Annotated in this window: 17 protein-coding genes; 6 read left to right on the top strand and 11 right to left on the bottom strand. The window is 71.1% G+C overall.

Annotation, left to right across the window (positions count from 1 at the left end):
* Window positions 1-95: 95 nt before the first annotated feature.
* Window positions 96-1253 carry an acyl-CoA dehydrogenase family protein gene (locus HUT18_RS11125; protein WP_176100021.1) on the top strand — a complete coding sequence of 386 codons (1158 nt, stop codon included), beginning with the start codon at window positions 96-98 and terminating at the stop codon, window positions 1251-1253.
* Between the two features lie 121 nt (window positions 1254-1374).
* On the opposite strand, the gene HUT18_RS11120 is transcribed toward HUT18_RS11125, so the two are convergent.
* Entirely contained in the window at window positions 1375-2628 is a 1254-nt protein-coding gene (locus HUT18_RS11120) for an LCP family protein (RefSeq protein WP_254878980.1), read from the bottom strand.
* 249 nt (window positions 2629-2877) lie between these two features.
* Between HUT18_RS11120 and HUT18_RS11115 the strand changes: the two genes are divergently transcribed.
* Window positions 2878-3429 carry an acyl-CoA thioesterase gene (locus HUT18_RS11115; RefSeq protein WP_176100017.1) on the top strand — a complete coding sequence of 184 codons (552 nt, stop codon included), beginning with the start codon at window positions 2878-2880 and terminating at the stop codon, window positions 3427-3429.
* A 523-nt stretch (window positions 3430-3952) separates the two neighbouring features.
* On the opposite strand, the gene HUT18_RS11110 is transcribed toward HUT18_RS11115, so the two are convergent.
* Window positions 3953-5470 (bottom strand): LCP family protein, encoded by a 1518-nt coding sequence (locus HUT18_RS11110; RefSeq protein ID WP_254878528.1) that lies wholly within the window; start codon window positions 5468-5470, stop codon window positions 3953-3955.
* Window positions 5471-5789: 319 nt separating this feature from the next.
* Here HUT18_RS11110 and HUT18_RS11105 point away from each other — a divergent pair, with 319 nt between their 5' ends.
* Window positions 5790-6860: a glycosyltransferase family 2 protein gene (locus tag HUT18_RS11105; protein WP_176100014.1), complete on the top strand. Its 1071-nt coding sequence runs from the start codon at window positions 5790-5792 to the stop codon at window positions 6858-6860.
* A gap of 100 nt (window positions 6861-6960) precedes the next feature.
* Here HUT18_RS11105 and HUT18_RS11100 read toward each other — a convergent pair whose 3' ends face one another.
* On the bottom strand, window positions 6961-8190 hold the full coding sequence (locus tag HUT18_RS11100) for a glycoside hydrolase family 64 protein (protein WP_176100012.1): 1230 nt from the start codon (window positions 8188-8190) through the stop codon (window positions 6961-6963).
* A gap of 608 nt (window positions 8191-8798) precedes the next feature.
* On the opposite strand from HUT18_RS11100, the gene HUT18_RS11095 reads away from it, so the two are divergent.
* Window positions 8799-9302 carry a hypothetical protein gene (locus tag HUT18_RS11095; protein WP_176100010.1) on the top strand — a complete coding sequence of 168 codons (504 nt, stop codon included), beginning with the start codon at window positions 8799-8801 and terminating at the stop codon, window positions 9300-9302.
* Between the two features lie 428 nt (window positions 9303-9730).
* On the opposite strand, the gene HUT18_RS11090 is transcribed toward HUT18_RS11095, so the two are convergent.
* From HUT18_RS11090 to HUT18_RS11075, 4 genes are all read right to left on the bottom strand, one after another.
* Window positions 9731-11437, bottom strand: coding sequence for an LCP family protein (locus HUT18_RS11090; RefSeq protein WP_368661518.1), 1707 nt, complete (start codon window positions 11435-11437; stop codon window positions 9731-9733).
* Between the two features lie 88 nt (window positions 11438-11525).
* Complete coding sequence (locus HUT18_RS11085; protein WP_176100008.1) at window positions 11526-13262, bottom strand: LCP family protein; 1737 nt, start codon at window positions 13260-13262, stop codon at window positions 11526-11528.
* 546 nt (window positions 13263-13808) lie between these two features.
* Window positions 13809-14987: an LCP family protein gene (locus tag HUT18_RS11080; RefSeq protein ID WP_254878979.1), complete on the bottom strand. Its 1179-nt coding sequence runs from the start codon at window positions 14985-14987 to the stop codon at window positions 13809-13811.
* 450 nt (window positions 14988-15437) lie between these two features.
* Complete coding sequence (locus tag HUT18_RS11075; protein WP_176100004.1) at window positions 15438-16193, bottom strand: TIGR03089 family protein; 756 nt, start codon at window positions 16191-16193, stop codon at window positions 15438-15440.
* 238 nt (window positions 16194-16431) lie between these two features.
* Here HUT18_RS11075 and HUT18_RS11070 point away from each other — a divergent pair, with 238 nt between their 5' ends.
* Complete coding sequence (locus HUT18_RS11070; RefSeq protein WP_254878526.1) at window positions 16432-17862, top strand: peptidoglycan recognition protein; 1431 nt, start codon at window positions 16432-16434, stop codon at window positions 17860-17862.
* Window positions 17863-17984: 122 nt separating this feature from the next.
* Here the strand turns inward: HUT18_RS11070 and HUT18_RS11065 are convergent, their stop codons facing one another.
* From HUT18_RS11065 to HUT18_RS11050, 4 genes are all read right to left on the bottom strand, one after another.
* The gene (locus HUT18_RS11065; protein ID WP_254878978.1) at window positions 17985-18911 is read right to left on the bottom strand and encodes a DNA-3-methyladenine glycosylase; all 927 of its coding nucleotides are present in this window, start codon (window positions 18909-18911) and stop codon (window positions 17985-17987) included.
* 232 nt (window positions 18912-19143) lie between these two features.
* Window positions 19144-20436: a coenzyme F420-0:L-glutamate ligase gene (locus HUT18_RS11060; protein ID WP_176100003.1), complete on the bottom strand. Its 1293-nt coding sequence runs from the start codon at window positions 20434-20436 to the stop codon at window positions 19144-19146.
* Window positions 20433-21437 carry a 2-phospho-L-lactate transferase gene (gene cofD / locus HUT18_RS11055; protein WP_176100001.1) on the bottom strand — a complete coding sequence of 335 codons (1005 nt, stop codon included), beginning with the start codon at window positions 21435-21437 and terminating at the stop codon, window positions 20433-20435. The genes HUT18_RS11060 and cofD overlap by 4 nt, the downstream gene beginning before the upstream one ends.
* Window positions 21438-21510: 73 nt before the next feature.
* Window positions 21511-22074, bottom strand: a complete 564-nt coding sequence (locus HUT18_RS11050) for a cysteine dioxygenase family protein (protein WP_176100000.1) — start codon at window positions 22072-22074, stop codon at window positions 21511-21513.
* A 700-nt stretch (window positions 22075-22774) separates the two neighbouring features.
* Here HUT18_RS11050 and HUT18_RS11045 point away from each other — a divergent pair.
* On the top strand, window positions 22775-23038 hold the full coding sequence (locus tag HUT18_RS11045; RefSeq protein WP_040249407.1) for a WhiB family transcriptional regulator: 264 nt from the start codon (window positions 22775-22777) through the stop codon (window positions 23036-23038).
* Window positions 23039-23224 lie beyond the last annotated feature (186 nt).

Below are 23224 nucleotides of genomic sequence, written 5' to 3'. Positions count from 1 at the left end.
CAGTTAACCCGGATCCACCAGATCCATCAGATCCACCAGAACCGCAGGCATCCCGGCGCCCGGAGATGTCCCAGACCTCTTGGAGAGTGAGCAGCGTGGCGGGCAACCCGGCTTTTGATCTGTACCGGCCGTCGGAGGAGCACGAGATGCTTCGGGAGACGGTGCGTGCGCTGGCCGAGGCGAAGATCGCGCCGTTCGCGACCGAGGTCGACGAGGAGGGCCGTTTCCCGCAGGAGGCCCTGGACGCGTTGCTGGGCGCGGATCTGCACGCGGTGCATGTTCCGGAGTCGTACGGCGGTGCGGGTGCGGACGCGCTCGCGACGGTGATCGTGATCGAGGAGGTCGCGCGGGTGTGCGGCTCCTCGTCGTTGATCCCGGCGGTGAACAAGCTGGGTTCGATGCCGGTGGTGCTCTCCGGTGGTGAGGAGATCAAGCAGAAGTACCTCGGTGCGCTGGCGCGTGGTGAGGGCATGTTCTCGTACTGCCTGTCCGAGCCCGAGGCCGGATCGGATGCCGCCGGGATGAAGACCAAGGCCGTCCGTGACGGGGACACCTGGGTGCTCAATGGTGTGAAGCGGTGGATCACCAATGCCGGGGTGAGTGATTTCTACACGGTGATGGCGGTCACCGATCCGGAGAAGCGCTCGAAGGGGATCTCCGCGTTCGTGGTGGAGAAGGGCGATGAGGGTGTGTCCTTCGGTGCGCCGGAGAAGAAGCTGGGCATCAAGGGCTCGCCCACGCGTGAGGTGTACTTCGACAATGTGCGGATTCCGGCGGACCGGATCATCGGTGCGGAGGGCACGGGTTTCGCGACCGCGATGCGCACGCTGGACCACACGCGGGTGACGATCGCGGCGCAGGCGGTGGGTATCGCGCAGGGCGCGCTGGACTACGCGAAGGAGTATGTCCGCGAGCGGAAGCAGTTCGGCAAGCCGATCGGGGACTTCCAGGGTGTGCAGTTCATGCTCGCCGACATGGCGATGAAGCTGGAGGCGGCCCGTCAGCTGACCTACGCGGCGGCGGCGAAGTCGGAGCGTGAGGACAGCGACCTCACCTTCCACGGGGCGGCGGCGAAGTGTTTCGCTTCGGATGTCGCGATGGAGGTGACCATCGACGCGATCCAGTTGCTGGGTGGTTACGGCTACACGCGGGAGTACCCGGTCGAGCGGATGATGCGTGACGCGAAGATCACGCAGATCTACGAGGGCACCAACCAGGTCCAGCGCATCGTCATGGCCCGCAACCTGCCGTAGGGCACAGGGGGAGCGGGCCGCAGGCGCCGCCCCGGCCCCGGAAACGACGAGGGCCCGTCGTACGCGAAGTCATCGCGTACGACGGGCCCTCCGGCATGTGTTCACCGCCCGGCCGGCGTGCTCACTGGTCGGAGACGGTGACCTTCTCGTCGTTCTTGAGCTGCTCGACCAGGGTCTTCATCTTGGCCTTGTCCCAGACGAGGTTGCCGTTGACCGAGCCGTTGATCGGCATGTTCATGGACTTGCCGTCGCCGCCCGTGACGCCCTTCATGGCCCAGAACATCGAGGAGACGTCCCACAGGCTCATCTCCTTGTCGACGATCAGGGTGTCCAGACCGGCGCCCATCACGGGGTACAGCTTGAACGGGTTCATGATCGTCGACGGGGTCGCCGCCTGGTTGGCCAGCGTCGCCAGGAACTTCTGCTGGTTCTTGGTGCGGTCCAGGTCGCTGGTGAAGGCGTGCCGGGTGCGGACGAAGGCGAGGGCCTGCTTGCCGTCGAGGGTCTGCTTGCCCGCCTGGAAGTCGGCGCCGGAGTACTTGTCCTTGAAGCCCTTCTCCAGGTCCATCTCCACGCCGCCGAGCGCGTCCACGACGTTGGCGAAGCCCGCGAAGCCGATCTCGGCGTAGTGGTCGATCTTCAGGCCGGTGTTGTGCTCGACGGTGCGGACCAGGAGCTGGGGGCCGTCGATCGAGTAGGCGGCGTTGAGCTTGTTGGTGCCCATGGCCGGGCGCTGCTTGCCGCTCTCGGAGCCGATGAAGGAGGGGATCTCGACGTTGGAGTCACGCGGCAGCGAGATCATCGTGTTCCCGTTCTCGCCGACGTGCAGGATCATCATCGAGTCGGTGCGCTTGCCCTCGGCGGAGCCGGTGTGCAGTTCCTTCTTCTGCTCCTCGGTCATGCCCTCGCGGCTGTCGGAGCCGACGATCAGGTAGTTCGTGCCCTTGCCGCCCTCGGGCCGCTCGATGACCTTCGAGAGGTCGACCTCGCGCTTGAGCTTGGCGTCCGCCCAGAAGTACGTGATGACGCTGGTCACCAGGAGCACGATGGTCAGGCCGAGAGCGGTGAAACCTATCCGGCGCCGCCAGTTCGGGGCGGCACCCGGCGGGCGCTGCCGCCCGGGACGAGTGGGGCCCTGAGGACCGCCACCGTCGCCGTCGCCCCCGCCGGGCCTGCGGCGCCCGCCCTGGGACTCGTAGACCTGGCCGGTGTTGTAGCCGCTGTCGTACGCGGGCTCGGGTACCGGGCGGAAGGCGTCGAACTGGTCCGGGCCGCCGCCGTCGCCGGGGCCGTGCGCGGGCTGGCGTGGTACGCCCGTCCCGGGCGGGCCCGGGCGCTGTGGGGAGGGCCCGTCCCCGGGGCGCACATGGCGCATCACGCGCGCGCTCTCGGGCTGGTCGTCGTCGCTGCCACGGCCGTAGCCGCGACGGGGGCGGGCGGCGTCGCCGCTGCCGGTCCACCCACCTCCGTTCTCGGCTCCGCTCGGCCGGGAGGTGTCTCCACGCCAGTTGCTCATGGCCCACAGTGTGCGGGACGGCCCACGGCGCATTACAGGGCGGGTGGAGCCTTGGGGCGAGGCTGTTGCAGAGCTGATGCAAAGCGGGCCAGGCATATGGTGGGCGGTATGACAGACCAGGCCAGCGCCTCGGATGCCGGTATTCCGGGCAAGCCCACTTCCGCCTCACGAACCACCCTCAGTCACATCATGACGCAGAACGACACCAACCTCCTCGGCACGGTGCACGGCGGCGTGATCATGAAACTGGTCGACGACGCCGCGGGCGCGGTGGCCGGGCGGCACTCCGGCGGTCCCGCCGTGACGGCCTCGATGGACGAGATGGCGTTCCTGATGCCGGTACGGGTGGGCGACCTGGTCCATGTGAAGGCGCAGATCAACTGGACGGGCCGGACCTCGATGGAGGTCGGCGTCCGGGTCCTGGCCGAACGCTGGAACGAGTCCGAGCCCGCGCAGCAGGTCGGCAGCGCCTATCTGGTGTTCGCGGCGGTCGACTCCGACGGCAGGCCGCGCGCCGTACCGCCCGTACTGCCGGAGACCGAGCGCGACAAGCGGCGCTGGCAGGAGGCACAGATCCGGCGTACGCACCGGCTCGCGCGCCGTCGCGCGATCCTGGACCTGCGCGAGAAGCGGGCGGCCGAAGGGCTCGACGACCTGTAGGCGAGGCGCTTTGGGTGGGGCAACTGCGGGGCAACTTGGGCGTGTTCAGGCGCACATGGGCGTGAAGGGGCGCCTTATGCGCTTCGCGCGCCTTTGGGTGTCTTCGGGCGCCCCGCAGGCGCGAAGTGAAGTTCCGTCGAACTTTCTGACGTCAGCCTGTTGACACTGCCGTCATCCGGAGGAAACTGGTCATTACACCAGAAAACCGGAGAGTCCCACCGTCTGTGGAGACGTTCACAGGACAAGAGATTCTTGAAGGCTCTGGCCAGGCCCCCGAGAGACCCTCGATACCGGAACCCCAGCGACGACTGAGGCGGATGGATCGACGAGGACTCCCGGGGACTGTCGTGTCCGGGGTCGCCGAGCCCCCCGGCCCTCCCGCTCCCGGCCCCGGGCCGCCCACATCGAGCACCGCCCGCACTTCTCGTACGTAAGACCGGCCGCACCTCTCGTACGTAGGACCGGCCGCACTTCTCGTACGTAAGAGGGGAGAGGGGCGGCCCCGTACGCACCCCGGCGCCGCTCAGCCGCACTCCACCTCGTCCCCGCGCACCGCCGACGAACCGTCGTCGCGCGGCTTCTGCGCCCGCACCTGGCGGACCTTCTCGAAGTCCGCACCGGCGAGCACCTTGAGAGTGGCGCCCTGGCCCTTGACCGCGCGCAGCTTCGAGCCGGGCAGGGCGGTGGACAGGGACTTCGCGGAGCGGTCCCAGCGGGGGTCGTAGAGCACGACCGTCTGCCGGACGTCGCGCTTCTTCGCGTCGCGGGGTGCGCCGGTGGTACGGAAGCCGGTGGCGCGCAGGGCGCCGTCGACGCGCTTGCCGAGGCCCTTGGTGCCGGTGCCGTTCTCCACCTGGACGCGGATGGTGCGCGGGTCGACGTCCACGACCGTCTTGCGCGGGCCCACCGTCGGCGAGGCGATCGGCTGGTCCGCGCGCAGTGCCGCGAACAGACGGCGCGACCCCGCCGGGTCCCATTTGACGGTGGAGCCCACGCCCCGGACCGCGTAGCCCACCGTGCCGATCGGCACCGTCTGGAACTCCGAGGACGAGGGCGTGAAGCGGCGCATCGCACGGCCCAGGGTGAGCAGTTCCTCCGAGCCGAAGCCCTTGTCGGCCCGGACCGAACCCAGCACGGACCCGGTCACCTCACGGAACTTCATCGGGTTCAGGAGCACCCCGGAGGAGGTCGCCCGCTGGATGAGCGCGGCCATGAAGCGCTGCTGGCGCTGCATCCGGCCGAGGTCGGAGTCGGCGTCGATGTGCCGCGAGCGCACGTACTGAAGGGCCTCGCCGCCGTTCAGCCGGTGCTTGCCGGGCGTCAGGTCGAGGCCGGTGTGGGAGTCCTTCAGGGGCTTGGCGGTGCAGATCTCCACCCCGCCGACCTTGTCGACGGTCCGCATGAAGCTGGTGAAGTCGACCTCCAGGTAGTGGTCGATCTTCACCTTGGTCATGTGCTCGACGGTGCGCACGGTGAGCTGCGGACCGCCCTGCGCGTAGGCCGCGTTCAGCTTCACCGGGCGGGCCGGGTGGTGCTTGTTGGTGGCCCGGTCGGTGTGCGCGGGGATCCGCGCGTACGAGTCACGGGGCAGGCTGACCACGCTGGCGCGGCGCCGGTCCTCGGAGATGTGCACGATCATGATCGTGTCGGTGCAGTGGCAGGGCGCGCCGCCCAGGCGGTACTTCTTGCGCTCCTCCTGCGAGATCTTGTCCCGGCCGTCAGTGCCGACGAGCAGGATGTTCGTGCCGTCGCCCGCCGCGGGCCGGTTCTTCATGTCCCGGAACGGGTCGACCCGGCCGATGCCCGAGCCGACACTGCTCAGCAGCGCGTGCCCGACCCCCGCGACCGTGAGCACCAGCACGGAACAGCCGGTCACCGCCCGCATCGGCCAGCGCGCCCGGCGTGCGCGCGGGGGCGCGGCCGACCTCCGGGCGCCGTCCGGTGGCGCTCCCGTCCGCGGCCCGGACCTCGGACGGCCGGGCCGCCGCGGCGGCGGAGCGGGAGTCCCCCCGGAGGGCCGGGGGCGGGGCGGGTGGGGCACGGGGTGGACCTCCGCGGTTCCTTGCGGGGCTGGGGGTGCCCCCGGACTCAGTCCTGGGGGAGGGCCGGTGACGCGGCAGGGACACACAGTAGGCCGATACGAAATGCTGCCCGGCCCATTCCGCCGTACGGCGCGCGTCCCAGTCCCTCGTAAGCGGTAACGTGACGTCCGATGCAGTGATGCAGTCAGGCGGCAGCGCGAGGTCACCCCCTCGGTGCGCGCACAGTCCGCGCAGCAGTTTCCGGGCCGCTTTCCGAAGCCGGGCCCGGGTGGCTGGAGCAGCGTCCGGGACCTCCCGGACCACGGAGCGAAAGACGAGATGGAAGCCGAAGCCCCCAAGTCCGGTGCGACGTCCGGTGCCACACCTGGTGAGCAGCACCCCGCCGTTTCCGTGATCATGCCCGTACTCGACGAGGAGCGGCACCTGCGCGGCGCCGTCGAGGCGATCCTGGCCCAGGAGTACCCGGGTGAGATGGAGGTCGTGATCGCGCTCGGCCCCTCCACCGACCGTACCGACGAGATCGCCGCCGCCCTGGTGAGCGAGGACCCCCGGGTGCACACGGTGCCCAACCCGACGGGCCGTACCCCCGCCGCGCTCAACGCCGCGATCGGTGCCTCCCGGCACCCGGTGGTGGTCCGCGTCGACGGGCACGGCATGCTCTCGCCCGGCTACATCTCCACCGCGGTACGGCTGCTCGACGAGACCGGCGCGCAGAACGTCGGCGGTCTGATGTACGCCGAGGGCGAGAACGACTGGGAGCACGCCGTCGCCGCCGCGATGACCTCGAAGATCGGCGTGGGCAACGCCGCCTTCCACACCGGCGGCCAGGCCGGTCCCGCCGAGACCGTCTACCTGGGCGTCTTCCGCCGCGAGGCCTTGGAGCAACAGGGCGGCTACAACGTGGAGTTCATCCGCGCCCAGGACTGGGAGCTCAACTTCCGCATCCGCGAGGCGGGCGGCCTGATCTGGTTCTCGCCCGAGCTGAAGGTCTCCTACCGGCCGCGCCCCTCGGTGCGCGCGCTGGCCAAGCAGTACAAGAACTACGGGCGCTGGCGGCACGTGGTCGCCCGCTACCACTCCGGCTCCATCAACCTGCGCTACCTCGCCCCGCCGGTCGCCGTCTGCGCGATCGCGGCGGGCCTGGTGGCGGGCGCCCTGCTCACCCCGTACGCGCTGGTGATCCCCGGCGGCTATCTCGCGGCGATCTGCGCGGGCTCGGTGCCCGCCGGACGCGGGCTTCCGCTCGCCGCCCGGCTGCGCATCCCCCTCGCCCTCGCGACCATGCACATGTCCTGGGGCTGGGGCTTCCTCACCAGCCCGCGCGCCCTGGCCAGGAAAGTCATCGCGAGCCGCCGCCCGGCGGTGCTCGACGAGGCGCGGCAGGCCTGAGACCTGGTGCCGATGCCTTCGGCGCGGGCCTCGCCCGCACCGAAGGCATCGTTGTCAACTCACGTCCCAGCGACCGGAGTTCAGGACGTCCCGGGGCCGTTCACGACCCCACCCGTACGGTGAACCGGCGCGGGTTCGGGTCGAAGGCGGCGCCCGAGACGTCCGGCTGGCCGTCGGGGCGTACGTCGTCGTACGGGAAGGCGTACCCGATGGGCGAGTTGGCGTGCACCACGCGGGCCCAGTGGTTGGTCACCGGGTCGCGGTAGTAGTCCTCGGAGCCGCCGCCGGGCTGGTCGGGGTGGGTGAGCAGGGTGCTGCGGTTGAAGCCCGCGGCGAGCCGGGCGAGCAGGCCCTTCTTGTCGTCGGGGTCGCCCGGGTTGTTGGCGAACGGGCCGTGGTTGCAGGTGAAGACGTCCCGCGAGACGGGCCTGGGGAAACTGTGCCCACCCTCGAAGGTGAGCACGTCGCCGCTGACCCGGCCCTTGCGTACGCCGCGCCCGCCCTGGAGGTCGATCCGCAGGTCCTCGGCGCCGTACTTCTCCCACACCTTGTCGATGTACGAGTCGAAGGCGTCGCGGAACGGCATCTGGTCCGGCTTGTCGAACCAGGGCGCCATCACCGACTGCGGTGACACCACCCGCAGCACCTTGCCGTCGTCGCCGGTGATCACCAGGCTGTCCCAGGGCTGCCCGTCGGCGGCCTGCTCCCGCACCCCGGCGGCGATACGGTCCACGGCGCCGTCCGGCAACGGGGCCACCTCGTGCCGGGCGTCGCCCTCCAGGACCAGCCCGATCGGCACGGCGGTGACCAGGTCGACGTAGCTGATGTTCGCGTACAACTGCTGTGTGTTGAAGGTGAATTCGCAGAACGACCACACCCGGCGGTAGTTGGGGTCCTCGGGGGCGGCGAAGGCCGGTTCGACCAGGGCGGGGCCCGGGTTGAGGAAGAAGTCCAGGGTGTCGTCGCGGACGAAGTAGACCCGGGCGCCGTACATCTGGGGCAGCGTCAGGACGACGGGACCCGAGCCCGCGGCGGGCAGCGGGATCGCGCAGTCGACGGGGAGCGGGGTGTTCGGCTGGGCGGGGGACTCGGGGCGGTAGACGCTGCCGTCCGGGCGCAGCAGCACCCAGGCGTCGGTGGCGCCGTCATGGCCGGTGACGTAGGCGTGGACCTTGCCCGGCAACGAGGCGTTCTCCAGGGCGAGTTCACAGGTCTGCGGGCCCGCCGTGCGGCCGCGCGTCAGGGCGGTGGCCGCGCCGGGGGAGCCCAGCAGGACGGCCGCCGAGGCCGCGGTCGCCGAACCGGTGAGGAACACTCTGCGTGTGATCACGGAAGCCTCCGGGGGTGGGGGGTGGGTGCCACGGCGGGCGTGCGGCGGCCCGCCGCGGCAGGTGCCCAAGAGTCGCGGTGCGTGACCGGCCCGTCAAGACTCCCCGCGACGGCCCGCTGACGTGCGCAACTGCCTTGAGAGAGCGCCTACTTACGGTGAGCGGCGCCGGGTGAACGCGCGCGGCGCAGGTGGCGGCGGGGGCTTGAAGACGGTGGGGGAGGGGCGGTCCGCGCGGTGGCGGAAGTAGGGGGCCCCGAAAGAGAGTTGAGAAATTTTCACGAAAAGCGGAGGGAGGGCGGCCGGGTGCAACGTCCCGCGAACGGGAACTCCGCCGCCCGGCTCGATCGACAGCGAGCAGGCACTCACCACCGCCATCCGGCAGCGCAAGACCGCCGAGGGACCGCTCGCAGAGCCGAAGCTACTGCCTGACCCCGGGCCCGCGCCCCACCGCGGGTCCAGCCTTCCCGGTCGCGCCGAGTTGGTCGACCTCGCTGCTCGGTGGCTCTAGCTTTGGGTAGGTCTGCTTCTGGCAGCGGCAAGCAGGGGGGAACTTGAACGCGGCTGACTGGGCGCCCTTTTGGACACTCGGAGGCTCTCTCGTAACCGGTGTGTTCCTTCTCGTCAGCCAACAAGTGGCGCAACGAGCTGCAAGAAGGCAGGCTGAAGACCAAAGCAAGCGTGAACTCCAAAAGTGGCATCGCGAGGTCAGGCGACAGGCATACGTGGACTTCATAGTCGCCGGTGAGAAGTTTCGGCACATGATCCTGCCGTTGGCCAGAGCGCTGCATGACTCCGCGCAGCGGGCGCTCACCACGGAGGAGGAAACCCGCCTCCGAGATCTCCTTGCCACTCTCACGGAGCGCTATGACGACCTGTACGAGAAGTCTCAGGTTGTATGTCTCGAAGGACCGGCGACGATCGGGCGGGTTGCCAAGGATTTCACGCTCGGTGCGGCGCGCTTCCGCGCTGCGGCTACACAGAAGGCCGAGGCCGGAACGTCGGCCGGACACCTTCCCGAAGAGGAAACTGGGTGGCAGGCATCCGGGCAGAAGATGAACGAGGCTCTGGAAGCCTTCATTGAGCTGGCGCAGGGAGAGACGACCGTCGCCTGACGGTCCCCTGCTTCGTTGTCAGGCCATGAGCGACGCGATCCGACCTGCACTATGGCCCCGCCGCCGGCACAGACGCACCCGGCCGCGCCCACGCACCCCTAGCGGATCACCCGCGACGGCTGGCTGTGAGTCCTCACCTCCGGCGGAATCGAGGAGCATGGCCTTGACTGGCACTACTGCCACAGACCCCTGACTGCTTCACCCACGTAGTCCCAACTCCCACTCCGTCGAGAGCCGATAACCTCCGCCGGGCCCCACAGCCTTGGGCTACCGTCCGCTCGTGACACCCTTCGAAAGCTTGACGGACATCACGTGTACGCATGTCGCATAGTGGCCCGCCCAGAAAGACAGTTGGGCAACCACCCTGTCACCAGAGGCAGTTGCCCAACCGTCCGAGGGGCGCCGGGTTGCGTTACCCAACTCCTCGGCTAGAACGTGAAGTTCGGGTCCACGTGCATACAGGCCGAGTCGTCCGAGCCGTTGAGGACGTCCGCCGACTCGGGGGTCTTGTCGTCCTTCTCGGCCGGTGCGGGGGTGTAGGTCTCGCCCTCGCGCCAGTCGGCGCCGACCACCAGGGTGACTCCGGAGACCTGCGTGGAGCGCTCCACCGAACTCAGCGGAATGCCCAGCTGCTTGGCCACCCGCTGGGCGTCGCCCTCCAGTTCGGCGCTGGGGAAGCGGATCACCGTACGGTCCTGGGCGGGCATGGCCGTGGTGTCCGCGGTGGACTGTACGAAACCCTTGCCCGCGAGCAGGGTGGCCACATCCCTCGCGCGTCCGGACACGGCGGCCTGTGAGGCGCTCCGGGTGCCGTTCTGCACATGGACGGCGATCTCCGCGTCGGCGGCGGCCGGATCGGCGGAGACCTTCTCCTTCTCCGCGTCGCCGCCCTTGCCGCTCTCCTTCTTGTCCTTCTTGTCCTTGCCGTCCAGCGCGATGTCCTCGCGGACCAGGCGGAAGAGCTGCTCGGCGTCGCCCGGCTTGGGCTCGACGCGGTTGCGGTCGGAGACGGCCTGCTGCCAGGGCATCGTGGTCATCGTGATGCGCTTCGGCGGGATCTTGCGGAACTCGCCGCTGAGGTCGTAGAGCTTCTTGACGGTGTCCAGACCCTCGTCCACGGTCAGCGCGCTGGTGGCTTCCTCGGCGAGGTTGCGGAGCTTGCCCGGGTTGTGCCACGTGGCGTTCGCGCGCATCTCGCGGGCCATCGAGTTCATGTACATGTGCTGGGCCTTGGCGCGCCCGATGTCGGTGCCGTCCTCGAAGCCGTAGCGCGTACGCAGCCACTGCAGGGCCTGTTCGCCCTTGACCGGGTGGGTGCCCTTCTTCATCTTCAGGCCCGAGCCGTGGCCCTTGCGGTCCCGGGAGTGGATGTTGGCGTCCACACAGACCGGGACGCCGCCGATGGCGTCCGCCATGGAGACCACGCCCGCGAAGTCGACCATCATGAAATGGTCGATCCTGATGCCGGTCAGCTCCTGCCAGGTGGCCACCGTGCAGCCCGGGCCGCCGCGGCCCAGCGAGGTGTTGGTCATCTGCGGGTTGACGGAGGCCTTGTAGACCTCGCCGTCGGGGGCGGTGCACTTGGGAATCTGCAGCAGGGTGTCGCGCGGCATGCTGATCACGGACATGTTGCTGCGGTCCGCGGACAGGTGCACCAGCATCTGTACGTCCGCGAGCGGGGTCGCGCCGAAGGTCTCCTTGGCGCCGCCCAGTTCCTGGTTCGCCTTCGAGTCACGGGCGTCCGAGCCGATCAGCAGGATGTTCATCGGGGTCTGGCCCGCGGCGTTGGGCTTCGGCCCGGCGATTTCGTGGTCGCCGAGGTTGAGCTTTTCCTTCTTGATGTTGCCGTTGAGGTGCAGGTAGTAGAGATAACCCGCGCCCGCGGTGCCGAGGATGAGCACGGCCAGACAGACCGCCGCCCAGCTGAGTATTCGATAGCGCAGACGACGGCGCGGGCGCCGGCGGCGCCTGCTCCGGCGTGAGCCCGGGCCGCCACTGCCGGAAGCCCCGGAAGCCCCGGAAGTCTCGTCGGAAGCGGTGGGCTCCGCGGTGTCCGTGGGCGCGGTGCGGCCCGGGTCGTCGGTGTGCCCGACGTGCTCCCGGGTCCCCTCCCCCTGCACGCTGCCTTGCCTCACTGTTCCCCCGCCCCCTTGGTGCCGAGTACCCCAACGGGGCCTCTCTTGCGTTGTTTGACGCACGAGAAGCCCCGAAGGTTACCTGAAATTACTTGGCACACATCTTTTTGTCCGCTTCCACCCGCTGGATGTCGTCCGGCGCCTTTTTCGGCGGAACGAGTGGAATGCCCGCACCCTTGAAGTCCTTGCCCAGCGTCAGCTTCATCGTGGGCAGACCCTGCGCGTTCTCCTCGCTCTTGCCGGGCTTCAGCGCGGAGCCGGGCAGGCCCATGATCTCGGCCAGCTTGCGTGCCTGGTCCGCCTGGTCCGGGTCGTACTCCAACTGCGTCTTGGCCAGCGGCTTCGGGGCGTTGCCGAGCTGGCTGGACTTCAGTACGCCCTGTTCGAGCTGGAGCCAGCTCAGCGTCTTGGAGGCCGAGCCCGCCTTGGCGCCGCCGTTGTAGATGTCGACGCGGACCTCGGAGGCCTCGGACTGCGGGCCCTTGAGCCGCGCGTCCTGCTCCTTCTTCTTCTCCTTCTCCTGCTTCTTCACCTCGGTCAGCGAGACGTCGGCGCGCATCATCTGGAAGAGGGGATCGGCCTTCGCCTCGTTGAGCAGCACGGTGGCCCCGTCGGTGTTGTCGACGACCGGGGTGGTGGCGAAGGTCAGGTTCTTGGTGTCGACCTTGCCGATCTCGGTACCGAGGTCGCGCAGCTTGCCGATGTCACCGATCCCGTCGTCGACGGTGAGGGCCTTGGTGCCCGCCTCCGCCAGCTTGAACATCTTGCGGGGGCTGGTGAGCGTGTCGTTCGACTTCAGCTTGCGCATCAGCGAGCTGAGGAACTGCTGCTGCAGTTCGATACGGCTGAGGTCGCCGCCGAAGCCCACTGAGTGCCGGGTGCGTACAAAGGCCAGTGCCTCTTCGCCCTCGATGGTGTGCTTGCCCTTGTCCAGCTTCAGGTGCGACTTCGGGTCGTCTATGTCCTTGGCCAGGCAGATGTCCACGCCGCCGACCGCGCTGGAGAGCGTCTTGACCGCGTTGAAGTCGGCCACCATGAAGTGGTCGATCCTTATGCCGGTGATCTGGGTCGCGGTGCGCATCGCACAGCTCGGCGTACGTCCCGACTGGCCGAGGCTCTCGTTGAACCGCTTGCCCTGCGAGCCGGGGATGACCTTGCTCGACCCGTCCTCCTGCGTGGTCGGGCAGTCCGGGATGTCGGTGATCATGTCCCGGGGGATGCTCAACGCGGTCGCGTTCGTACGGTCCTTGGAGACGTGCAGCAGGATCGTGGTGTCCGCGTGGCCCGCGCTGCCGTTGTCGCCGTAGCCCGCGTTGCCCTTGCCGGTGCGCTTGTCCGTACCGATCAGCAGGACGTTGATCGCCCGGTCCTTGCTGAACCCGCCGGTGCCCGCGCCGTCGTCGGAGACCGAGGTGATGTTGTTGTTGAGGTGCTGGTAGTAGAGGTATCCGGCGGCCGCGGCGGCGAACAGTACGAACGCCATGGTGCCGCCGGTCCAGATCAGCACCTTCTTCCAGCGGGCCATCTTCGGCTTCTGCTTACGGCGGCCGGTGCTCGTCGGTTCCTCCGCGGGTGCGGCGCGGCGCCGGCGGGGTGTGCCGGGCGGGCCGCTCGGTGGTGCTCCCGCTGCCGCCGGGCCGGAGTCCGCGTTCTGGGCGCGCGCGGCCCTGCGGTTCGCCGCCCTGCCGCCCGGTCTGCGGGGGCTGGGGACACGCTGCTCTGAGGAAGGGCTCAGTCGCAGTTCGTAATCGCCGGTGTGGGGATTGAGCACCCACTGGTCCGCGGGATCGATGCCGTCCGCCCGCCCTCGGCCTTGCGTGTCCACGTTTGTCTGTGTCCTCCGTCGGGGCCACACGGCGTCCCTCCCCCAGGGGCCGCCAGGTCACTCGCCAGGTCACTCGTGCTCTTCCGTGCGCGGCGCCGGGGCCGCTGCACTGGATCGGGTCACACTATCCGCCCAGCTCAGCGTGGAGCGACCGGCGGTGACACATTCCACGCGCTCACAATTGGGCATTCCGCCCCAATTCATGGGACTGCTGAGGCGCCCTTGAGGTTGCCTTTACCGGAGGAAGGGGCGCGTGTCGCCCGCGCGACGCTCCGACCGGCGCACGACCGGGCCGAACTCTGCCCTCTTTGCGCGGGTTTGAGACTCGATGCTCGGCACTCTCGGTGGTCGGTGCAGGTAGTCGCTCCGTGCCGGAGGGGAGTCCTGGTTCGCCCGCGGCGAACGGTGGAGGTCATATGCCGTACCCGGCACCGGCCCCGCACCGCGCACCCACCGGACGCACACCGGGGCCCGGCCGCCCTCGTACTGTGTCGGCCCGCCTGCGAGCGGCACGTCCGACCTGTCCGATTCACCCCGAACTTGCGTCTACCCGCAGGCGTCCTGCTCCGCCGTGTTTCCCCGGAAGGTGGGAGCGGGGGACACCGGATCGTCGCCCTCTCGTTCGCCCGCGCGCGCGGAGCCGGGCTCCAGTGCCTGCTCGCGCGGCTCCGCCTCGCGCTGCCGCTCGCGCTTTTCGACCACCACGTTCCGGTCGTGCCGCAGCCGCTCGAACAGGCGTCGCGCCTCAGGCTCCACTAGCTGGTCACGGTTGGCGTCATGGACGTAGGCGCTCCGCGGCACGGTCAAGAAGCGCACCTCGTCGGAAGGCACCTTCCGCATCCCGCGCACCAGTTGGTACAGCTCGCGCAGGCTGGCCAGGCCCGGGTCGGTGGTGAGCGAGGAGGTCGCCGCGTCCAGGACCGGGTACAGCTTCGCGGGGTTGAGCAGGACGTCGTTGCTCTGCACCTTGTGCACCAGTGCGCCGAGGAAGCGCTGCTGGCGGTCCATCCGGTCGGTGTCGCTGCCGTTGCCGAGGCTCTTGCGCGCCCGTACGTAGCCAAGGGCCTGTTCGCCGTTCAGCTTCTGCCGCCCCGCCGCCAGCCTCAGGTGGGCCTTGTCGTCCTTGATCGGCTTCGGCACGCACAGCCGGACCCCGCCGACCGCGTCCACGACCTTCTTGAAGCCGACGAAGTCCACGACCATGTGGTGGTCGACGCGGATGTCGGTGAGCTTCTCGACGGTACGGATCGTGCAGGCCGAACCGCCCTTCTGGAAGGCGTAGTTGAACATCGCGAACATCGGCTGGGTCTGCTTGCCGTCCCGGCCCCGGCAGCCGGGGACCTGGACCATCAGGTCGCGCGGTATGGAGACGGCGGTGGCGCTGCGCCGGTCCGCCGCCAGGTGCAGCAGGATCGTGGTGTCCGAGCGTTCGGTGCCGTTGTTGCGCCCGTACTTGCCGTTGTCGCGCCCGGCCCGTGTGTCGGAGCCGATGAGCAGGATGTTCTGCGCGCCCCGCACCAGCGCCGTGGGCCGCTCCTTCTCGTAGCGGGCGAGTTCCTCGGCAGCTGCCTCGTCGGCGGTGATGTTGCCGTTCAGCTTGTGGTAGACGACCCAGCCGGTGCCGCCCGCGAGCAGTACGACCGCCGCGCCGCCCAGCGCCGTGCCCTTGATCCAGCGCCTGCGCTGCCGCTCGCGCGTGCCGGTCGGGCTCGCGCCCCCGGGCAGCGGGGGCGGCTTCGCGCCGGTACGCGGCTGCTCGCGCCGCGCCCAGGCGTTCCGGTCGCCGGACGACCAGGTGCCGTGTCCGTTCTCCCTGCCCTCCCGGCTCTCGGAGCCGTCGGAACTGCCGGAACCTTCCGGGCCTTCGGGGGGTATGTCCCCGGGCCGCCTGTCCGCGGAGCCGTTCACGTGACGCCTCCCTCGTGGGGGTCCGGGTCAACGCCTCTCGTACGACGATGGCCCGGACCCGGCCGCGGGGCGCGCGGTCAGGGGCGCGGCTCGGCCGGTCGGGTGAGGGAAAGGGGAGGGCGCGGGCCCGGCTTGGGGGCGCGGACCTGCGGTTCGGCGGGTGCGCGGCCCCGATTCGACGGCAGTCGCGACTCGACGGTGGCTGCGATCCGACGGCGGCCCGGGTACGGCGGTGGCCCCGACTCGGCGGGGGCGCGGGCCCTGGGCTCAGCGGGCCGTCGCGGTGACGCGCTCGCTGTCGATGCGGTCCTGGAGGACGTTCTCGGCCGCCTGGTCGGTGTGGCGGCACAGGATCAACGAGCCGCCCGAGGCCAGCGGCGCGTACAGGCCCGCGCTCAGTCCTTCCCAGGTGTCGTAGCCGAGGGTGGACAGGAGGCGGTCGCCGGGGCCGGTCAGGCCGAGGCCGGGGGCGTCCAGGCGGGCGCGGTCGACCAGTTCGGAGCCGGACAGCTCGGCACCGGCCACGATCAGCGCGGGCTCCTCCGGGTCCACGGGCGCGAGCGGCGCGAAACGGTCGCCCTGGCTCGGCACCTCCACCGCGTAGTCGAGGAAGCCCTCCGGCGGCTGCGGGAAGCGGCCGCCCAGCGGGCGCAGTGCGAGGGCGATGCGCTCGCCGCGGCAGGCGCGGGCGTCCTCGAGCCGGTCGGGACCGGCGACGACGAGGTCGGCCTTGGCCGCGTCGCCGTCCACGTCGACGAGCACACCGGTCGAGGCGGCGGCCAGCAGCCAGACCGCGCTCTGCCAGTGCGCGGGCAGCAGCAGGGCGAGCCGGTCGCCGGGCTCGGCGGCGAGTTCGCCCTGGAGCAGGTTCGCCGTCTTGGCCACCCAATTGGCGAAGGTGGCCACGGAGAGTTCGACGCGTTCGCCGGTGGCGTCGTCGTAGAAGGTCACCAGGGGGCGCGCGGGGTCCGCGGCGAGCGCGGATCGCAGCAGGTCGGCGGGGGTGCGATCGGTGGCGTTCACGGCGCAAGCGTACGTGGGAGCGCGGGCGCGGGGCCCACGCCCCTCACTGCGCCGGGCGCGTGGAAGCCCGACGAACCGTCAATTCCGCAATGGACAGATTTATTGCTTCATGTTCAAGATCGTCCACATGTGTGGATTCCGTGTTCGGTCGACGCCCTCGACTCGCTCGACCCTCCCGAACGATGCCCCGTCCGCGACCTCGTCCCGGTCCGCCCGCCGCGCGCGCCGGGTCCGCCCGGTGCTCTCCTCGCGCGCGCTCGCCTCGGTCGGCGTCTGCTGCGCCGCCGCCCTGGCCCTGCCCGTACTGTCCGCCGGTCCCGGCGCCGCCGCCCCGCGCGATCCGGCGGGTCCGGCGCGGCCGGCGGCCCCCGCGGCGGCGGGCGGCAGCACCCAGTCGCTGCGGCTCGCGCCGCTCGCCGGCGACCGCGCCCTCGGGAACCCGGCCGCCCAGGGCCTGGCCCGGCAGAGCGTCCGCCCCTTCGCCCTGCTCGGCGTGGTCTGGGACGACCCGGACGCGGAACTCGCCGGCCGGGTGGAGGTCCGTACCCGCGACACCCGCACCGGTCGGTGGTCCGGCTGGCAGCACCTGTCCACCCACAACCACGAGCACGCCGCCGACCCGGCGGGCGCTGAGCGCGACGCCCGGCGGCTGCACGGCGGTACGGCCCCGCTCTGGGTCGGCACCAGCGACGGTGTGGAGGTACGCGTACGGCCCGGCGGCGAGGTGAGCGCCGCGACCGGCGCGCACAGCCACGAGCACAAGCCGGACCCGACCGGCGAGTCCGTACTGCCCGCCGGGCTGCGCCTCGAACTCGTCGACCCCGGCACCCTGCCCGGCGAGACCCCGCGCACCGAGGGCGGGCAGCCCGGCGGGCAGGGCGCGTTGACCTCGGCCGAGACCGCGGTCTCCCGTACCAACGAGCCGCTCGCCGAAGTCGGCGCCGTCGAGGTGCCTGCCCGCAGTGCCGCCGAGGTCAGGGCCGAACAGGGCGCGACCGATCTGCCGTACGCCGCGCCGCAGCCGCGGATCGTCACCCGCAAGGGCTGGGGCGCCGACGAGAGCATCCGGCAGGGCGACTTCCTCTACACGGACACCGTGAAGGCGGCGTTCGTGCACCACACCGCCTCCGGCAACAACTACAGCTGCGCCGAGGCGCCCGCCCTGATCCGCGGCATCTACCGCTACCACGTGCAGAGCGAGGGCTGGCGCGACATCGGCTACAACTTCCTCGTCGACAAGTGCGGCACCGTCTACGAGGGCCGCGCGGGCGGCGTCGCCAAGCCCGTGATGGGCGCGCACACCCTCGGCTTCAACGAGGACAGCACCGGCGTCGCCGTCCTCGGCACCCACTCCGAGGACGAGGCTCCCGCCCCCGCCCTGGACGCCCTGAAGAAGCTCACCGCCTGGAAGCTCGGCCTGCACGGCGCCGACCCCGCGGGCACCACCGAACTGGTCTCCGGCGGCGGCAACCGCTTCCCCAAGGGCCAGAAGGTCAAGCTCAAGGTGATCTCCGGACACCGCGACGGGTTCAGCACCGAGTGCCCCGGCGAGAAGCTCTACGAGAAGCTCGACGAGATCCGCACCGGCGCCGCCGAGCATCAGGGGCGCAAGCCGGAGGAGGGCCAGCCCGGCGAGGGCCAGCCGGAGCAGCCGGAGCAGCCGAGCTAGTCGGCCGGGGCCCGAGGGTTGGGTGGGGGGATGTTCAACTGCCCTGCCGGACAAGGAAGTCGGCGGCAGGGGAGGGGGAGCGACAGGGGCCGGAGCGATGGTGCTCCGGCCTCTGTCTCACGTCACCACTTGCTGATGTCCGTCCGCCGCATCTTCGGTCGGCGGCGAGGCGGCGCGTGCCCCGAGAGCAGGATCAGCCGGGCCGCGCGGTGCCGCTGTCCCGCGTACGGTTCGAGCAGGCGCAGCATGGCGGCGTCGTCCGCGTCGCGGTCGCCCGCCAGCGCGTAGCCGACGATGTGGGGCAGGTGCAGATCGCCCACCGTCACCTCGTCCGGGGCGCCGTGGCTGCGCTGGATCACCTCGGCCGAGGTCCACGGGCCGATGCCCGGGACGAGTTCGAGCCGTGCCCTGGCCTGCGGCGGCGGCATGGTGACGGCCTCCTCCAGGCGCCGGGCGACCCGGACCGCGCGCAGGATCGTCGCGGCACGCTTGTCGTCGACGCCCGCGCGGTGCCACTCCCAGGACGGGATCAGCGCCCAGGTGCGCGGCTCGGGCATCACGTACAGGTCCGGCATCCCTGCCTCCGGGCCGGGGCCCGGCGCGGGCACCCCGTACCGGCGCACGAGCAACCGCCAGGCGCGGTACGCCTCGTCGGTGGTCACCTTCTGTTCGAGTACGGACGGGATCAGCGACTCCAGCACCCGTCCGGTACGGGTGAGCCGCAGGCCCGGGCGCCGGTGCGCGCAGTGGGCGAGCAGCCGGTGGCGCGGCACGAAGGCGGCGGGGTCGTCCTCGGCGCCGAGCAGCGCGGGCAGTTCGTCGAGCAGCCACGCGGCGCCCGGGCCCCAGGCCTGTGCCTCGGCGGCCGGGCCGCTCGCCCGTACGCGCAGGGTGCCGGGGCCCAGCGGTGTCAGACAGGTCCGCCACACCGAACCGTCGCGGCCCGCGCGGAAGCAGGGGTCGGCGGGGCCGCGCCGCAGCGGCCCGAGCACCAGGCCGAGGTCGAGCGGGCCGTGCCCCTCGGGCGGCGTCCAGCTCCGCTGCCGCATGTCCGCCGTGCCGTCCGCAGCGGCGCGCCGGGCGGCGGGCACCGGGACGTGCCCGCCGCGCACCGTCGTCCGGGTGGTCGGGCTGCCGCTGCCGCCACCGGGCGCACCGGTGCCCGGCGTGCTGCGCGGGGCGAAACGTCCTGCCACGGCTGGGGTCCGGTCCTTCGGGTCGGTGGGCGGGCGGAGTGGGAGATGGGGGAGAAGTGCGGCGTGAGGTCCGCGGGTGGGCTGCCTACCGCACCCGTACGAAGTCCTCCGGATCCCGGCCCGGCCGCGGCGCCGGGTCGCTCGCCGGGTGGCCGACGGCGATGGCACCCATCGGGTCCCAGTCCGCGGGGAGTTCGAGCACCTCGCGGACCACCTCGCGGCAGAACATGGTCGAGGAGACCCAGGCGGAGCCGAGCCGTTCGGCGGCGAGCGTCACCAGGAGGTTCTGCACGCCCGCACCGGCCGCCACCACGAACATCTCCCGCTCGGCGGCGTCCCGGCGCGGATCGCCGTAGTGGTGCGCGCCGTCCGTCACCAGGCAGGGCACCACCAGGTACGGGGCCCGGCGCAGCACCTCGCCGCGGCGTACCCGCTTGGCGATGGACTCCTCGCTCTTGCCGTCGCGGCGCAGGTCCGCGATCCAGGCGTCCCGCATCGCGTCGAGCAGCCGGGTGCGCGCGGCGGCGGACTCCAGGAGGACGAAGCGCCAGGGCGTGGTGTGGTGCGGGGCGGGTGCGGTGACGGCGGCGGCGACCGCGCGGCGGACGGCGCCGGGGTCGACCGGCTCGTCGGTGAACTCCCGTACCGTGCGCCGCTGGGTGACCGCCGCGCGGATGGCCTCGGAGGTGCCGAGGCGGAACATGTCGTCGCGGGCGAGCCGGACCAGGTCACGGCCGCCCGCCGTGGTCTCGCCGACGGTGTGGCCCAGGCCGCGCACCACCGCGACCGGGCAGCCGGAGGCCTTGCCCTTCACCAGGTCGGCGGCGGCGGCGAGTTCGTCGGCGGTGGCCACCACGGTGGCGCTGAGCGGGTTGCCGTGCGCGTCGGTGCCGCCGCGCAGGTCGTCCAGGACGCGTACCCCGGCCGCGCCGATCGCGACGTCGGTGAGCCCGGAGCGCCAGGGCCGCCCGACGGTGTCGGTGAGGATCACGCCGACGTCCACGCCGAGGGTGTCGCGCAGACCTGTGCGCAGGGCGCGGGCGGAGGCGTCGGGGTCCTCGGGCAGCAGCAGCACGGTGCCCGCGGGGGTGTTGGAGGCGTCGACCCCGGCCGCGGCCATCACCAGGCCCTGCCGGTTCTCGACGATCCGCAGCGTCCCGCGGCGCGCGACCACCCGTACCGTCTCGGCGTCGATGGCGGCCTCGCGGTCCGCCGCCTCGACGACGCGGCCCTCGGCCTTGGAGACGATCTTCGAGGTGACGAGCAGGACATCGCCGTCCACCAGTGCGGGTGAGGTGGCGGCGATCAGCTTGACGAGGTCGTCGCCGGGGCGGACCTCGGGAATCCCGGAAAGGGCCCAGACCCGGTAGGAGTTCACCCGCGGACCTCCTCGGCCAGCGCCAGCGCCTCGGTGGCCATCCGCGCGGTGGCGTCCAGGTCCGACATCAGCAGCGGTACGGCGCGGCAGCGGATCCCCGCCGACTCGACGCGCTCCACGAGACCGGCGTCCACGGTGTCGACGAGCCAGCCGTCGAGCAGCCCCGCCTTCTCGGGCCCCTCGGTGTCGCCCTGCGGCGCGGCCGCCCCACGGTGTCCGTAGTGCTCGGCGACCGCCGCGGCGCTGGACTCGACCCCGACCGCCGCGAGCACCTTGTCGGCCATCCCGCGCACCGGCGCGTCCCCGACGATCGGCGACAGACCGACCACCGGCGCCGCCGCTCCCGCGACGGCCTCGCGGATCCCGGGCACGGCGAGGATCGTGCCCACGCTGACGACCGGGTTGGACGGCGGCAGCAGCACCACGTCCGCCTCGGCGAGCGCCTCCAGGACCCCCGGCGCGGGCTTGGCCTGCTCCGCGCCGACCGGCACCACCGCGAGCGCGGGCTTCGAGGCGCGCAGCCGCACCCAGTACTCCTGGAAGTGCACCGCCCGCCGCTCGCCGTCGAGTTCGACGGCCACATGCGTCTCGACCCGGTCGTCGGTCATCGGGATCAGCCGTACGCCGGGCTGCCACCGGTCGCAGAGCGCCTCGGTGACGGCGCTGAGCGGGAAGCCCGCGCCGAGCATCTGCGTACGCACGATGTGGGTGGCGAAGTCGCGGTCGCCCAGACCGAACCAGTCGGGGCCCACGCCGTAGGCCGCGAGCTCCTCCTTGACGCGGAAGGTCTCCTCCGAGCGGCCCCAGCCCTGCTCCTCGTTGATGCCGCCGCCGAGGGTGTACATCACCGTGTCGAGGTCGGGACAGACCTTGAGCCCGAAGAGATGAATGTCGTCGGCGGTGTTGCCGATGACGGTGATCTCGGCCTCGGGTGCCGCCTTCTTCAGACCACGCAGGAACCGGGCACCGCCGATGCCGCCTGCCAGAACCACAATGCGCATGCGTGCAGTGTGTCAGCCCGCACCGACAGCACGGCCCGTGGCCGCCGGGTGCCGTCCCTTGCGGGCACGTGCCTCAGCGGACCGGCGCGGGCTCCGGCCCGGGGTGCGCGGCGCAGCGGGCGGCGGGTGCGGCGTCGTGGTGCGGCGCCTGGTCCGCGGCACCGGCGCGGCCGTCCGCGGGGACCATCGGCATCTCGGTCAGGCCCGGGAAGTAGATGTGCAGGCTGACCGCTCCTTCGAGGGAGTCGTTGACGACCTCGTGGACGTAACCCGGCGCGAACACCCGCTGGGCGCCGGTGCCGAGCACCCGGTCGCGGCGCGGGGTGCGCTCGGTCAACTGCCCTTCCAGGACGGTCAGTACGCCGCTGGAGGCACCGTGGTCGTGCAGCCCGCTGCGCTGGCCGGGCACCCAGGAGAGCAGCCAGATCTCGTAGCCGGGCCCGGTGCTGAGCCGGTGGTACCAGCGGGTGGTGGCGTCGTAGCGCACCAAGTGCCGCCACCGCGCGGTGTCCGCGGCGATCGAGCGCGCGAGACCCACGAAGCCGCCCACCGTGGAGGGGTGCTCAGGGGCGGGCTGCAGGAGGTGGAGCACTTCGAGCAGGTCGCCGGCGATCTGCAGGTCGCTGTCGCTGTTCATGGGTACGGGTGTCCTCGGCCGATGCGGGAGTGTCACGGATGCGCCGTTAACGGGCGCGGGAGTCCGCCCGGGACTGTGGGCGGTGGGATGCCGGAGCGGGACGGCTCAACAGCAGGGACAGCAACAGCGACAGCTGTGGCGCGTGAGGGCAGCATCAGGGGACCCGGCGGTGCGGGTCGGGGTGATGGCCGAAGGCGCGAGCATGCCCACAAGGACAGCGGCTCACACCTTCCGTGTCAACTCACACCCCGCTTTGTGGGACATGTTTCACCCCATCCGGTCGCAGTGACCGCCGAAAGGTTTGTGCGGTGCCCACGGGGAGAAATGGCGCTCTACCGGCGTGTCGTACGGCCCGGCCGCGACTCCTTCCGCTTCTGCTGGCGGGAGGTTGTCCGGACAGGCGTACGCAGCGGAACGTGACCGGTACCCGGCGCGTTTCTCTTCTCGTACGGCTCCGCCGATGGCGTGGACGTACGGGAGTGAGAAGGGTGTAAATCGGCCAGGGTGATGTGTCAGAGTTTAGGCGGATATCAACACTTACCGTGCTGTGCTGGTTCCGGAGAGTGAATAACGGGCTCATTAGCAGATCTCGGCTTGACTCGCTCGGAGCCGCACACTTGTAATTTCACTCGTGTCGTTCGGCCGAAAAATGACCAGAACGACGACATCGCGGGGACGCAAAGACGGACGAGGGGCGCACATGACCGAGCTGTTTGAGGAACTGCTGGTCGACGAGGCCGAGGAGGAGCTCGGCTGGCAGGAACGCGCGCTATGCGCGCAGACCGACCCCGAATCCTTCTTCCCCGAGAAGGGCGGCTCCACCAGGGAGGCCAAAAAGGTGTGCCTGGCCTGCGAAGTCCGTTCCGAATGCCTTGAATACGCGCTCGCCAACGACGAACGCTTCGGCATCTGGGGCGGCCTGTCCGAGCGCGAGCGCCGCCGCCTGAAGAAGGCCGCCGTCTGAGACGGCCCGGGCCTCCGCTTCACCGCTGACCCGCCCGGCGCCGTGGGCCCGGCCGCTGCCGGGGGCTCGCGTCGCGGACGCCCGCGCGCCCGGCGCGCGCCCCGGCCGAAGTCCGGCCGCCTTGACCAAAAGCCACACACCTCGTCGTAACGCACGGCCCGTCGCACCTGGTTGTCCACAGGCGGC

Source organism: Streptomyces sp. NA04227, assembly GCF_013364195.1.
Taxonomy (GTDB): domain Bacteria; phylum Actinomycetota; class Actinomycetes; order Streptomycetales; family Streptomycetaceae; genus Streptomyces.
Note: the sequence above shows the minus strand (reverse complement) of the source record. Positions and strands in the feature narration are given on the sequence as shown.